Source organism: Thermostichus sp. OS-CIW-29 (genome assembly GCF_054058195.1).
Genome location: NZ_JBSSAB010000016.1, coordinates 51,226 through 65,478, shown reverse-complemented (window position 1 = coordinate 65,478; position 14,253 = coordinate 51,226). Strand labels below are relative to the sequence as shown.

11 protein-coding genes and 1 tRNA gene are annotated in these 14,253 nt (G+C 58.3%); 9 read left to right on the top strand and 3 right to left on the bottom strand.

Annotated features, from left to right (window positions below):
• Positions 1 to 316: 316 nt before the first annotated feature.
• The 6 genes from ACVWZJ_RS07570 (at position 317) to ACVWZJ_RS07545 (ending at position 8,551) form a co-directional block, all read left to right on the top strand.
• A complete protein-coding gene (locus tag ACVWZJ_RS07570) occupies positions 317 to 574 on the top strand; it encodes an SPASM domain-containing protein (protein ID WP_457395600.1) in 258 nt (85 codons plus the stop codon).
• Between the two features lie 14 nt (positions 575 to 588).
• Positions 589 to 1,362 carry a methyltransferase domain-containing protein gene (locus ACVWZJ_RS07565; protein ID WP_041436669.1) on the top strand — a complete coding sequence of 258 codons (774 nt, stop codon included), beginning with the start codon at positions 589 to 591 and terminating at the stop codon, positions 1,360 to 1,362.
• Positions 1,363 to 1,597: 235 nt separating this feature from the next.
• Entirely contained in the window at positions 1,598 to 2,821 is a 1,224-nt protein-coding gene (locus tag ACVWZJ_RS07560) for a class I SAM-dependent methyltransferase (protein ID WP_011433757.1), read from the top strand.
• A complete protein-coding gene (locus tag ACVWZJ_RS07555) occupies positions 2,818 to 5,511 on the top strand; it encodes a tetratricopeptide repeat protein (protein WP_457395596.1) in 2,694 nt (897 codons plus the stop codon). The genes ACVWZJ_RS07560 and ACVWZJ_RS07555 overlap by 4 nt, the downstream gene beginning before the upstream one ends.
• 168 nt (positions 5,512 to 5,679) lie before the next feature.
• On the top strand, positions 5,680 to 6,990 hold the full coding sequence (locus tag ACVWZJ_RS07550) for a (Fe-S)-binding protein (protein WP_457395593.1): 1,311 nt from the start codon (positions 5,680 to 5,682) through the stop codon (positions 6,988 to 6,990).
• 331 nt (positions 6,991 to 7,321) lie between these two features.
• Positions 7,322 to 8,551, top strand: a complete 1,230-nt coding sequence (locus tag ACVWZJ_RS07545; protein ID WP_457388172.1) for an RNA-guided endonuclease InsQ/TnpB family protein — start codon at positions 7,322 to 7,324, stop codon at positions 8,549 to 8,551.
• 140 nt (positions 8,552 to 8,691) lie between these two features.
• On the opposite strand, the gene ACVWZJ_RS07540 is transcribed toward ACVWZJ_RS07545, so the two are convergent.
• The 3 genes from ACVWZJ_RS07540 to ACVWZJ_RS07530 all read right to left on the bottom strand — a co-directional run bounded on the left by ACVWZJ_RS07540 (position 8,692) and on the right by ACVWZJ_RS07530 (position 11,100).
• Positions 8,692 to 10,191, bottom strand: a complete 1,500-nt coding sequence (locus ACVWZJ_RS07540; protein WP_457395603.1) for a cobyric acid synthase — start codon at positions 10,189 to 10,191, stop codon at positions 8,692 to 8,694.
• Positions 10,192 to 10,395: 204 nt separating this feature from the next.
• Positions 10,396 to 10,467 (bottom strand) — tRNA-Gln (locus ACVWZJ_RS07535).
• 72 nt (positions 10,468 to 10,539) lie between these two features.
• Complete coding sequence (locus ACVWZJ_RS07530) at positions 10,540 to 11,100, bottom strand: FHA domain-containing protein (protein ID WP_457384568.1); 561 nt, start codon at positions 11,098 to 11,100, stop codon at positions 10,540 to 10,542.
• A gap of 270 nt (positions 11,101 to 11,370) precedes the next feature.
• On the opposite strand from ACVWZJ_RS07530, the gene ACVWZJ_RS07525 reads away from it, so the two are divergent.
• From ACVWZJ_RS07525 to ACVWZJ_RS07515, 3 genes are all read left to right on the top strand, one after another.
• On the top strand, positions 11,371 to 12,243 hold the full coding sequence (locus tag ACVWZJ_RS07525; protein ID WP_414332096.1) for an inositol monophosphatase family protein: 873 nt from the start codon (positions 11,371 to 11,373) through the stop codon (positions 12,241 to 12,243).
• Between the two features lie 158 nt (positions 12,244 to 12,401).
• Entirely contained in the window at positions 12,402 to 13,259 is an 858-nt protein-coding gene (locus ACVWZJ_RS07520) for an ABC transporter substrate-binding protein (protein WP_457395590.1), read from the top strand.
• On the top strand, positions 13,217 to 14,248 hold the full coding sequence (locus tag ACVWZJ_RS07515) for a J domain-containing protein (RefSeq protein WP_457395587.1): 1,032 nt from the start codon (positions 13,217 to 13,219) through the stop codon (positions 14,246 to 14,248). The genes ACVWZJ_RS07520 and ACVWZJ_RS07515 overlap by 43 nt, the downstream gene beginning before the upstream one ends.
• Positions 14,249 to 14,253 lie beyond the last annotated feature (5 nt).

Sequence of the window (14,253 nt, the reverse complement as noted above, 5' to 3'; positions counted from 1 at the left end):
GTGAAGACTTCTTTACTACTGATCAATCCATCCTCCTTCCGAAGTTGGTTTGCTAAGTGCTGCTATTGTACCCCTTGAGCCCTTAACAGGCTGTAGCTTCAACGATCACCGCCCAGACGAATACGAGGCAACGATGAAGTTGCCCTACAGACGGACTCGCGAAAGCCTGGACAGACTTCACAAAGCAAAAGCTGAGGGACGCTTGCCAATGCGCATTGTGCTATCCCGTGTTGGAGACGGCACAGCAGCTGATGAGGATTTCATTACCTGGGTAAGGACAACGTATCCATTGTTCGAAGTTAGCATTTTTCCGCGCATGAACTGGCTTGGCCAGGTCGATGTGTCGCCTCCCACGGCACCGCCCATAGCCTGCACTCGCTGGTTTGACATATCAATCACGGCAACGGGTGTGGTAGCCCACTGTTGCGCCGATGGCCAGGCACGCTACCCCATAGGCAACGTTCGGGAGCAGCATGTCCTCGACATCTACAACAGCCCAAGCTATCGCCGACTGCGCGCGACGGTGGACAACCGTCTGCAGGTAGAGCCATGCCGCCGCTGCAACTTCCTTTAAACAAGGAGAGATCCATGGCTATCACTGCCATCGAATACGTTCTATTTAGCCAAATGCGGCAACAAAACGCTATTCCGCTTGGAGGCGACTGTTTGGAACTGGGCGAGGCCAACTGGTACGGCGACGTGGCTGTCGAGCAGCTTGGCCAAGACATTTATCGCTTTGCCAAAGAGGAAGAACGTACTGCCCTCTTCCGTCAACTTGATGAAATTACTCAGGCTAAGCGCCCTGGAATGCTGTTCGAGATCGCCAAGGTCTTTTGGCGCACCTTCTGGCAGCCACGTTCGATGACAGCGGTGGATCTTCATGGCACGGAGGCAGCTCTCAAGCTGGATCTCAATTTCCCTATCGAGTTGCCTCAGCGTTACCATGCTGTTTTTAACCTTGGCACAGCCGAGCACATCTTCAATATTGCCCAGGTGATGAAAACCATACACGACTACACGCTGCCTGGTGGCCTAATGATCCACGGTCTGCCATTTACCGGCTGGCTCGATCACGGTTTTTACAACGTGCAGCCGACCTTTTTCTGGGATCTAGCCCAGGCAAACAGCTACACGATAATGGCCTATCTCTACGTCGAGTATAATCCACTGAAGTTCGTACAGCTATGGAAACGCGAGGATATCCTCGAACTGGTCACTAAAAACCAGATTGGCCAAAACGCCTTGCTTTACTGTGTTCTGCGCAAGCCTGCTGAAGATCAACCGTTTTGCTTTCCGATTCAGGGCTACTATGCCGGCACTCTCTCCCAGGAGGCAGCAGAGGCTTGGAAGACTTTACGATAAGCGAGGGTGAAAATGAAGCGACTCAAGGAGCAATTTGCAGACAAAGCTAGCGCTGGAGTTGCTTGTGCCACGCATGCCAAAGGGAGCTGTGATCTTGTTCGATGAGCTCAACATGCGTCAGTTTCCGGGTGAAACACTGGCAACGATCGAGATGCTGGGCCTCCGCAATCTCCGTCTCTTTCGCTTCCCTTACGCGACGAGCATGTCTTATACTGTGCTCGAGTAAGTGTAGAGCATGACTCCTCTTTATACGGATCCCTGTCCTGCCTGTGGCGAATCAGTGGCTCACCCTTTTTTTGACGGAGGGGCTGCGCCACTTGCCACATTGGGCTGGCCACGTACTGAAGAGGAGGCACGGGCCATGCCCCCCTATCGGCTTGACTTTGTGCAGTGCCTCGCCTGTGGCCATGTCTGGAATCGCGCCTTCCGCTATGAGGATGTCCCGTACGGCAGTCAGCCGAACCTCATGTTCAACGCCGGGGTCTTGTGGAACCGGCATCTGGCGCAACTGGTCGATGAGGTGCTGACCCGCCTACCTGAGAACCCAACCGTGGTTGAGATTGGCTGCGGTTGTGGTCACTTTCTGCGGTCTTTAGCTGCTCGCCGGCAAGGGCGGTACATTGGATTTGACCCTCACCAACCGGACGACTTCCCCAGTGAGTTTCAATTTGAGGCGCGGCTTTTTGACCCTGTTGAAGATCTGCTGCACCTCCAGCCGGATCTGGTGGTGATGCGTCATGTCCTGGAGCACTTTAGCCAACCAGCAGCCTTCCTACAGCAGTTGGCATGGGCTGCAGGTTGCTGTAAAAAGACTGTGCGCCTGCTTGCTGAAGTGCCCTGTATCGACCGGGTCTTTGCCACAGGGCGACTGGTGGATTTTTACTACGAACACCCCCAGCAGTTTAGCACTGAGTCGCTGCGTGCCCTGCTACAGCGCGTCGGTGCAATTGTGAGCTTGTGGCACGCCTACGATGGGGAAGTGGTGTTGGCCATCGTTGAGCTGCAGCTACCGCTAGCCTGGCGGCTCCGGGCTGAAGCAGCAGCCAAATTTGAGCAAGGCAGCCAAAAGGCTCGCCGCAAAATTGCTGCCCAGCTTCAAGAGCTGGCTAACAGTGGCCTGCGAGTTGCCCTCTGGGGAGGCACGGGGAAAGGGGCAGCCTTCATGCACCACTTTGGGGTTAAGACCAATTGGCTTACCTGGGTTGTCGATTCCGATCCAAACAAAGTTGGCACCTATGTTGCCGGCGTTGGCCAGCAAATTGTCAGCCCAGAGGAGCTGAAAACGCAGACCCCAGACGTGGTCATCATCCCAACCCAATGGCGCGCCGCTGACATTGTTGCCGAGATGGCTAGGCTTGGGATAGAGCCAAAGCAGGTGCTTATCGAGCACCAAGGGCAACTAGTCGACTACTGGCATTCTGCTCATCCCTATGCCTTGCCCAAACTAGAGGGCCGATGATGGAGCTAAGCAACCTTCTGCAGCAAGCTATTGACCACCACCAGCAGGGGCACCTGGAAGAAGCAGAGCGGCTCTATCGGGCCATCCTGCAGGTTGCCCCCCGCCACCACTACGCCCACCACCTTCTGGGCCAACTTGCCCGTCAGCGGGGGCAGCCCCGGTCGGCACTGTCCCATTTGGTGACGGCAGTCAGCGCCAATCCAACGGTTGGTCAATATTGGCTAGCTTTGGTTGAAGCCCTGCTGGAGTGTGGTGAATACGGGGAGGCCGAGCGGGTTCTTGCCGAAGCGTGCGCCCACGGTTTGGAAGGGCCCGCTGTTGTCGAGCTAACTGCGCGGCTAGCGGCCGCCACCCTGAAGGGAGAAGCTCCCTCTCCTGACCCTCTGCCAGCAACGCAGCCCCCCACCGAGGAAGAAGCCAGCGAGCTACAGGAAGCAGCAGCTGCCTACAACAGTGGCAACCTAGCCCTTGTTTTGGAAAAAGCCCAGCGGCTACTTGCCAAAAACCCAGGTCTTGCCCTGGCCTGGGCCATTATTGCCCAGGTGCGCTGGAAACAGGGGGAGGCAGTGGCAGCGGAAGAGGCAGCTCGGCGGGCTCTTGCCATTGAGCCCAATCAGCGCGAGGCCCTGCTTGCCCTGGCCCTATCTCTTCATGCCCAAGAGCGCTATGAGGAAAATGAAGCTCTCTTCCGGCAGGCACTGCTGGCTTATCCCAAGGATGCCGAGATATACAGCTATTTTTCAGCTCTGTTGCAAAAGATTGGCAAATGGCCTGAAGCGCAAGCGGTTGCCTTGCGGGCAATTGAGCTTAACCCAACCTATGCCGACGCTTGGGTCAACTATGGAAGTGCGCTGTTGGGAAGTGGCGAAAGGGAGCGAGCTGCAAGCGCCTACCAAGCGGCACTGCAGTTCAACCCACAGCGGGTAGAAGCACTCTACTGCCTTGGACTATTGGCCGTAGTTAACTATGACTTTCCCAAGGCGCTGGATTACTTTGACAAAGCCCTAACCCTTTGTCCCCACTTTGTTGAGAGCCTCCTGGAAAAGGCAAGAGTCTACGGGTTTTCTGACCAACTCCAAGAAGCAGAAAGCTGTGCGCGCCTTGCCCTGCAGAAAAAGCCGCACCACTTCGACGCCCATCTAGCTTTGGCCTTTGCTTTGGCAGCTCAAGGAAAGGATGGGGAAGCTGAGGAAGTGTTACAGGCGGCCCGCCAATGTAGACCCCAGCCCTCCGATGCGGCCGAGCGGATCCTTGCCACCCAGATTGCGGGTCGGCTTCACTTACCAGCCATCCCCGAGTCCCAAGCGGCCATTGCCCACTGGCGAGCTCGCTATCGGGAGGGCCTTAACGCTCTGCTGGACCTGCCTGGAACCCTGACCGACCCAACCCAATACTTCTTCAGCGGCTTTCGTTCCTTCTACCTTGCCTACCACAACGCCGACGACCGAGCGCTCATGGAAGGTCTCTGTCGGCTCTTTCGGGCTAAGGCGCCGCAGTTGAACTTTGAAGCGCCGCATGTTGCCCGCTGGCAGTTCCCTACAGGTCGGCGCATCCGGGTTGGCTTTTGCTCCGAGTTGCTTGTCGACCACACCATCGGCAAGCTCTACCAGGGCCTTCTGGTTCAGCTTGACCGTTCCCGCTTTGAGGTCATCCTCATCTACCCACCACAAGCCAAGCGTGACCAACTGCGAGCTAGGTTGGAAGCTGCTTGCGACCGAACGGTGACCCTCAGCGGTCGACTTCCCCAGTGGCAAGCACAAGTTGCAGCCCTTGAACTCGATGCCCTCTTCTACCCCGACATTGGCATGTGGCCATCCACCTACTTTCTGGCCTATGCGCGGCTTGCGCCTGTGCAGATGGTTAGTTACGGCCATCCGGATACCACCGGCATCGATACAGTTGATTACTTCCTAGGGGGAGATGCGCCGATGGAACCGGAAGGAGCAGAAGCCTACTACAGTGAGCGCTTGGTGCGTTTTACCCGCCTCCCCTTTTGCTACCAACTTTTCAGCTTGCCAACGTCAATTCCCTCCCGCACAGAACTGGGCCTGCCAGAGCACGGCCGGCTCTACGGCTGCCCTCAATCTTGGTTTAAGCTGCACCCTGACTTCGACGCGGTGCTAGCAGCCATTGCTGAGGGCGACCCCGAGGGCCACATTGTCATGATTGAGAACTTCGCCAAGGCTTGGAGCGAGCAGCTCAGGGCGCGCTGGGCAAAGAGTGCCCCTATCCTCAACGAACGGGTCTGCTTCCTGCCGGGCCAGCCGCTTGATCGCTTCATGGCTTTGGTGGCCCACTGTAATGTTTTGCTGGATCCCATTCATTTCGGCTCAGGCAACACTCTCTACGAGTCCATGGCTTACGGCAAACCAATTGTCACCTGGCCTGGGCGCTTTGCCCGTGGGCGTTTTGTGGCAGCAGCCTACGAGCAGATGGGGATCGCCGAGATTGCGCCTATTGCCCCCTCCATCGAGGACTATGCGCCCACAGCCCTTGCTTTTGCTCGTGACCAAGAACGCTGCCTCGCTTTTGCCAGCAAGGCTGTAGCAGCAGCCAAAACGCACCTGTACTTCGACCTAGGGGCGGTGCGTCAATTCGAAGCCTTCCTCCTAGCGGCGCTGGAAGCGGCTGCCCAGGGCGAGAAGCTGCCAAGTGGCTTCCGGGTGCCGCCTCCCAAGGGCGGGAGCTGACCTTTTTGGGAGGCTCTGGCCAGGCCTGGCAGCTTTGCTCTGCCGTGGGATGTAATCAACCCCCTCACTCTGGGATTAAGATGCAGAAAAACTGCAGGCAGGATGGCAAGCTGCCAATTGTCTCCCTGCATGGCCATGTAGAGCTGAGAGCGCGATAGGTCGAAGCCAATGAGTTTATCGCAAGGGCCGGGTTTTGATGGGGTGGATCCCCCGGATCCGAAGCTGATCGATGCCTGTGTGCATTGTGGGTTTTGCCTGACCACCTGCCCCAGCTACCGTGTAATCGGCAAAGAGACGGACTCGCCGCGGGGCCGCATCTACCAGATGGACGCCCTCAATCAGGGCCAAATCTCTCTCTCAGCGGCAGTGGTTTCCCACTTCGACAGTTGCTTGGGCTGTTTGGCCTGTGTAACGGCTTGCCCCTCGGGGGTGCGCTACGACCGGCTGATTGCCGCTACCCGACCTCAGATTGAGCGCAACTACCGCCGCAACCTCTGGGATCGACTGTACCGCCAGTTGATTTTTTTCCTCTTCCCCTATCCGGAGCGGCTGCAACCGCTGCTGTGGCCTCTCTGGCTGTACCAAAAAATGGGGATCGGCGCTTGGATCCGAAAGGGTCTGGAAAAGGTCTCCCCGCGTTTGGCGGCCATGGAATCCCTGATGCCCCCCCTGGAGGTGGAGCAACTGCTGCCCAAGCGTTACCCTGAGCGGATCCCGGCGGTGGGAGAACGCCGTTTTCGGGTGGGACTCATTTTGGGCTGCGTGCAGCGCCTGTTTGCCCCACAGGTAAATGAGGCCAGCATTCGCGTCTTGACCCACAACGGCTGTGAGGTGGTGATCCCGCCTGTCCAGGGCTGTTGTGCGGCCTTGCCCCACCATCAAGGGCAACTGCAGCAGGCGGAAACCCTGGCCCGCCAGATGATCGATGCCTTTGCCAATTACGAGTTGGATGCCATTCTGATCAACGCTTCTGGCTGCGGGCATACCCTGAAAGACTATGGCCACCTATTGGCCAGGGATCCCGACTACAAAGAGAAGGCAGCCCGATTTGCCACTCAAGTCAAGGACATTCAGGAGTTTCTCGCTCAGGTGGGGTTAACGGCTCCTCTACATCCGCTACAGCCGGAACCCCTGGTGCTGGTCTACCAGGATGCCTGTCACATGCTGCATGGGCAGCGGCTCAGCCAGGAACCTCGACACCTGTTGCGGCAAATCCCGGGGCTGGAGCTGCGGGATCCCGTCGATGCGGCCCTCTGCTGTGGTAGCTCCGGCGTCTACAACCTGTTGCAACCCCAGGTGGCGGATGAGCTGGGATCCCAGAAGGTAAAGAACTTGCTTAACACCGGTGCTCAGGGGATCGTCTCTGCCAATATCGGCTGCCGCCTACAAATCCAGAAACATCTGCGCCTACAGGGCAAAGCCGGGATCCCCATCTATCACCCGATGGAATTGTTGGATCGCGCCCTTACCGCTGCGTGACGCTTTCGCGAACAAGCTACAGGGGCTGCCTCTAGTCCCCGATCTGCTGAACAATTGGTTACTTTGCGGAACCGAAATAGCCATTAAACTAAGCATGTTGGCCGCGGCTATGTAAACTACCCGACACCAACCGCTAGGCGGTACGGAGCGGGCTTTTAGTAGCCCTGCAGTTAGCAAGCCGACCACGAGCCTCTGGGGTGGTTTACTGCACCCCCAATCGACCGTTACCAGTGCCCTAAAAGCTGTTTCTGGTGCCCGCAGTACCATTATAGCATTCCTCCCGACACTGACCCTACGGGTACCGTACGGGGCTCCTGCAATTTCTATCTGAATGCTGCTTGGATTCCGCACCCGCTTAGAGCTGAATAACCGGCAGAAGACCCTAGCCGCTCAGCACGCTGGGGTAGCCCGTCACGCCTACAACTGGGGCCTGGCCATCTGTCGGCAAGCCCTGGAGAACCGGCAGAAACTCCCCACCGCCATTGACCTGCACAAGCGCCTGGTAGCCGAGGTTAAGAAGGAAAACCCCTGGTACTACCAGGTCTCCAAATGCGCTCCTCAGCAGGCATTACGCAACTTGGAGCAAGCCTTTAAGCGCTGGCGGGGTGGGTTGGGGAAGTTCCCCCGCTTCAAACGCAAGGGAGTGCGAGACAGCTTTTACCTAGAAGGAAGCATCCGCATTTCTGGCGACCGCATCAAGGTGCCTATCTTCGGTTGGCTGCGCTGTGCAGAGTTACTTCCGGCGACCACACCCAAGAACGTGGTCATTAGTCTTCGCGCCGGACATTGGTATATCTCCTTCAAATATGAAGCTCCAGCGCCTCAGGTGGAGAAGACCGGGGAAGTTGTGGGAGTGGACTTAGGTATCCATCACCTGGCCACCTGTTCCGACGGGGAAGTATTCGAGAATCCAAAGCCCTACCGCAAGGCGAGGAAGCGTCTGGCCAGACTGCAACGGCGGCTGAGTCGCAAGCAGAAGGGATCCGCTAACCGTAAGAAGGCGGTGGTGCAGTTAGGCAAGGCCCATAAGCGGGTGGCAGACATTCGGCAAGACAATCTGCACAAGCTAACGACTTACCTGGCCAAGAAGTATCGGGTGGTGGTGATTGAGGGCTTGCAGGTGAAGAACCTGCTCAAGAACCGCAAGCTGGCAGGAGCGCTGTCAGACTGTGGGTTCTACGAGTTGAGGACTCCGTCCCGCTATCGCGAACGGCGACAGCTAGAGTATAAGGCCCGGCTCTACGGCTGTCAGGTGGTGGTGGCGGATAGGTTTTATCCGTCCAGCCAACTGTGTTCAGGGTGTGGGCACCGACAGAAGATGCCACTGCAGGAAAGGGTGTTTTGCTGCCCGTGTTGTGGTCTGGAGCTAGACCGCGACTTGAATGCAGCCCTAAACCTGTTGCGGTGGTACAGAACTACCCCAAGCTCTGGGGGAAGTGACGCCTGTGGAGACTCCTCTGGCGGGGTGGTGGGGGTGAACTCTGCCGCTAGTCATGGGTCGCTGAAGCAGGAAGAAAGCAGCGATGCTGGGCAAAGTTCTGTTTTGTTCAGCGTTGCATAAGTCTTTCGGAGCGGACTTCTTCGGGTCAGGCAGAGGTAGCCGAGGCAACCGGTTGAGTGGATCCTGGATTTCCGGTCGCGCTGGCGTAACCTGGCGCAACATAGCCTCCCACCCCACTTCTCTCGCTCCTTGCCGGTAGGCTATTCCATCAACAGGCCCAAGTCCAAGTGAGGCTGCCACAGATCGGCCAGGCGCTCCAGCAATTGCTCCCGCTGCTGAGCATAGTGGCCCTCCAGATCCGGCAAGGGATCCCAGCCTTTTTGTCGGCGCAGCCAGTTCAGCCATTGTCGCCGCCACAGGTGGTTGTCAAACAGGCCATGCAGATAGCTGCCCCAAATCCGACCCGTGGGATCCCGCCAGCCCAGGTTCTCTTGCTCGAACAGCGGCAGGCAGCCAGAGGGATCCGCCTGGGTGGATCCCTGATGAATTTCGTACCCCTGGATGGGGGCCAGGGCAGGCCATCGGCTTTGGGTCTGTACCTGCTGGGTGACCTTGGTGGGCTGTAAAACGGTGGTCAAAGGGAGAAAGCCCAGCCCTGGGTAGGTGCCGGCGATCCCCTCCCAGCCTTCGGGATCGGCGATGGTTTCTCCCAACATTTGCAGTCCGCCGCAAATGCCGACGATATGGCCGGAGTATTGGCGCAGTTGCTCGGCCAAGCCGGTCTTTTGCAACGCGAACAGATCGTTGAGGGTGGTTTTGCTGCCGGGCAGGATGACCACATCCGGGGATCCCAAACTTTGGCCAAGGTGAACCCAGCGCAGATGGACGGTGGGCTCCGCCAACAAGGGGTCAAAATCCGAGAAATTGGCCACCTGGGGCAAACGCACCACAGCAATCTCCAGGCGCCCTTCCCTCAGGGCTTGGCCACCGGCCCGGTCGCGGCGATCTTCCCAAAGCAGGGGGTTGGCTGCAATTCCCATCGAATCCTCTTGGGGCAGAACCCAGTCCACCCAAGGCAAGACCCCGACAACTGGGATCCCGGTGTAGTTTTCCAGCCAATCCAGGCCGGGCTGCAACAATTCCCGCGAGCCGCGAAACTTGTTGATGACAATGCCCCGGATCAGGGCCCGTTCTTCGGGTTCCAGCAGTTGGAGTGTGCCCACCACATGGGCCAGCGCCCCACCTCGGTCGATGTCTGCCACCAGCCAAGTGGGGGATCCCAAATGCAAGGCAACCCGCATATTTGCCAAGTCCCGATGTTTGAGGTTCACCTCTGCTGGGCTACCTGCCCCCTCGCAAAGGATCCAGTCGTACTGCTTTTGCAGGCGAGCAAGGGCTTCTTTGACCGCTTGCCAGGCCGGCGCAAACCAGCGCTCGTAATACTCTCCGGCGCGGTAGGTGCCCACCGCCACTCCGTTCAAGACGATCTGGGAAGTCAGGTTGCCCTGGGGCTTCAGAAGAATCGGGTTCATTTCCACCGCAGGGGGGATCCCGGCAGCCCAAGCTTGCAGAGCCTGCGCGTAGGCAATCTCCTTGCCGTCTGGGGTGACATAGGCGTTGAGGGACATGTTCTGAGCTTTGAAAGGGGCAACCCTTTTTCCCGCTTTCTTGAGAATGCGACAGAGGGCTGTCACCAAAAGGGTTTTGCCCACGTGGGAAGAAGTTCCCACCACCATCAAGGATCGACCTGAACAGCTCACCCCGGATCCCTCACCCTTGGTTTCTGGTTGTTGCCATTCTCTCCGCGGCCAGTCCTGCCAAGCCAGGGCCTCCGTTGGCAAAGGCGACCCCATGATTCCTCAGTTCCCCAGAGCAACGCGCCCTGCTGATGCCCAGAGCCGCACCCTCCGGTCTGCACGGGATCCCAGGGGCTTGCGCCTTTGTGCTCTCGGTTGGATTTTGAGCTGGGGCAGATGGATTCGAACCACCGAATGGCGGGACCAAAACCCGCTGCCTTACCGCTTGGCGATGCCCCAATTCACATTGCTTAACCGGCTTAATTAATCTAGCGATGCAGCTTCGGGTCTGTCAACAGTTGCAGTGAGCTCCTATGCGTGGGGAAGCTGAAGCTCTTCGCCAAGGTCAGGGCCGATGTCAAAGGGGTTCACAGGGAGAGTGCGGGCTACCTCAAAGAAATAGGCGCGGATCTCCGGCCCGAAATAGATGACATCTCCGCTCCTCAGGTAGTGAGTGGCCACCCGCGTGCCGTTGACAAACACCCCATTGGTACTGGACTGGCCCTTGCGATTGCCGTCGATCAGGCAATAGGTAAACCCTGTCCGGTTGGACTTGGTGGGCACCCGCACCAGGTAAGCGTGGTGACGCGAGACAAACCGATTGACGATCTGGATGGCGTTGGAGGGATCCCGTCCAACCGTGTAGATACTCTCCCGCAGGATGTAGCTGCAGGGCCGGACAGGATGGCAGATGGACAGGGCGAACTCCGGATGGGATACCGGCTGCTCAGGGACTCGATCGAACAGATCTGCTGGCAGATCAAAGCTGTAGCTAGAAGCAAGAGGATCCCCCCCACCAACCGCCGTGGTGGAGGCAAAGAAATCGTCGTAGCTATGTGACAACGGCCTTCCCCCCTCAACGCTCAACGCCATTTACAGCAGCTTGGCTTTCCAAATTCAAAGTCTTATCTAGAGTTCCCCAAAACCCTACTGCTTTCAAAGGAACTCTGGTCTTGGCGGGCTGCCGGAAAACCCACAAGCCCCAGTGTACTGTACTATACACCATAGGCAGCCTTGGAGATACCCCCTTTCCCAAAAAATTGGGTTTGGGTCGGGCCTATTTTGGCTTTCAGGGATCCCTTGGGAGCCACAGCCTCAGGCGGGCTATTCTGAGTAGCAGGTTTTTAACCTTGAGGTGAGGGTGTGACGGAGGCCCTGCTGCGTCGGTTGGATGTGGCCACAGAAGCTGCCCTGGAGGCAGGGGCTTTGCTGCGCAGTTATGTGGGAGGCACCCTCGCCATCGAGGAGAAACGTCCGGGCGACTTGGTGACGGCGGCGGATCGCGCTTCTGAGGATCTCATCTTAAAAATCTTGAGGCGGCACTTCCCCGAAGATGTCATCTTGACCGAGGAATCAGGCCAGCAGGGATCCCCGGAGGGTGCCTACGCTTGGATGATCGATCCCCTGGATGGCACCACCAACTTTGCCCACGGTTACCCTTTCGCTGCCGTCTCCATTGGTTTGCTGCAGGGGCGGGAGCCAGTTTTGGGGGTTGTTTGTGACGTTTTTCGCGGGGATCTGTTTCGCGCCGTCCAAGGAATGGGGGCCACCCGCAACCGTCAACCCATTCGAGTCTCCACAACGGCTGAATTGTCTCGGAGCCTGCTGGTTACCGGCTTTGCCTACGATCGTCGCGAAACCCCCGACAACAACTACGCCGAGTTTTGCCACTTTACCCATCTCACCCAAGGAGTACGGCGCGGCGGATCTGCAGCTCTGGATTTGGCCTATGTGGCCACCGGCCAGTTGGATGGCTATTGGGAGCGGGGCCTCTCCCCTTGGGACATTGCCGCAGGGATCGTCCTGGTGCGAGAGGCGGGTGGCAAGGTGACTGCTTACGATGGCGGCCCGGTGGATGTTTACAGTGGCCGACTGTTGGCCAGCAATGGCTGGTTACACGCTGCTCTGCAAGAAGAATTGGCCCAAGTACAGCCTTTGCCGGTCTCCTTTCCCATGCGGCGGGATCCACGCCCAGCCTATCAGAACCGGGAAAGCTCCCCAGTTGAGTTGAATTGAAGACAGAAGTAGCTGACGAATAATCGAGGAATAATCAAGAAGATTCCAAGAACCCTATGTTGGGCAGGGTAGATAGGAGATGGGTTAGCGGACTCCCCGGAAAACAGCGACATGGCTGCCGGGCGGCACAGTTCGGCCTGGCTCTCCTCTTGGGAGCAATGGCCCTTGGGGTTGCCACTGCTGGCCCCGGTTACCCTCAGCCGGCACAAGGGAAAGTCGCCCCCACCGAGCAGGCACAGCCCCTCGATTCCCGTTGGGCCGAGATCCAGGCCCGGGGGCGCATTCGGGTTGGCTTGGATCCCAGTCTGGGGCCGGCCTATCTCTATACCGACTTGGAGCGACAAACCTACGCCGGCTTCGAGTGGGATATCCTGGAGGCGCTTGCCCAAACCCTTCAGGTGCAGGTGGATCCCATCTACGTGGCCTGGAGCGAGCAGTTGGCGGCCTTGCAAGCGGATGAGGTGGACTTGATCTGGGGAGCGCGGGAAGCTTTGGGCTTGGATCCGGAGCAGTTTCTGGCCACCCGGCCCTACTATCTCAGCCCGCAGCGCTTGGTGGTACGGGATCCCTCCCCCGCCTCCGGGCCAGAGGAACCGGCCATCGAGACACTGTCGCAATTATTTGGCCGCAAAGTGGGCATTGTAGTTAACAGTACGGGGGCAGCCCTGCTGGAGGCGTACAACGAGAGGAGAGGCAACGCCATTCGTCTCTTTGCCACCAGTAACCCTGAGCGCTTGTTTGCTCAGCTACAGGCTGGCCAGTTGGATGCTGTGCTGGTCGATCAGCCCGTTGCCGCCCTGAACCTGCGCCAAGCTGGATCCCGACTGCGCCTGGTGGGGCCGCCCCTGTTCCCCATGCCTCTGGTGGGAGTAGTATCCTCTCAGCATCCTTCCCTGAAGGAAGCTGTGGATGGGGCGATTTCCAGCCTGATCGAAAACGGAACCTTGCAGCAGATTTTAGAGAAGTGGCAACTATGGGATCCAACTCTAATGTCCCCCGCCTCAACCGAGGACTAGCCCGCTACGAGACTGACCATTTCGCCATCTTAGGCGTGCCCCTTACCGCCGACTCCAAGGGGATCCGGCGCGGCTACCTGCAGGCGGCCAAGGCCCTCCACCCGGATCGGTTTGTGGGGGATCCCGAAGGTGCAGAGCGCGCCAACATCCTCTTTGCCAAGCTGGTCAACCCGGCCAACGAAGTGCTGACCAAAGAGCGGGAGCGAGGGGAATACGAAACTGTGCTCAAAATGCGGATTAAACGCCTTTTGGAGACACCGCCCCCCGACCTTTGGCCCTCTGGGGAAGCTGTCAAAGGCTTGGCCGAGCGCCCCGATTGGCAAGAAGAGTATGTCAGGCGGGTGGAGAAGCTGGCCAAAGAACAATACAGCTCCATGGAAACCCTGCTCGAGAAAACCGAGCAATTGAGCGAGCTGAACCTGGCCTATTTGTTGCTCAAAGCCGGCTACCAAGGGAGCCTAGCCCCTGCCTCTAGAACCACTACCGCGACCGGGATCCCAACCCCTTCCCCCAGCCGTACCACTGTGGGTGGGATCCCAGCCTCCCCCGTCGTTGCTCCGCCCACCCGTCCCCCTGTTCAGCCCGTTCCCACCCCACCGCCTGCCCCCAAGTTCAGCCCTGCGGAAACCCGCTTTATCCAAGCCTTGGACATGATCGAGCGCAAGCAATACCGGGATGCGGTGCAGTATCTGAACTTTGCCATCAGCGCTGAGCCCAACGTGGCCCGCTACTACCTGCACCGGGGCATTGCCCACCTGAAGCAGGGGAATACCGGCATGGCCAAAGCAGACTTTTTGCAGGTCAGCCGCCTAGAACCCGCCAACGCCGAGTTGATGGCAGAAGTGCGCCGTTGGATGCAGCAGGTCACCACCCAACAGCCCGTTCCCTCGCCCAGCCGCCAAACGAGCCAAGCTCAGAAAGTGGTGCCACCTCCCCGTAAGGAGGACAACGGCGGGTTCTTTAGCCGCCTCTTCGGCAGGAAAAAGTAGGCAGA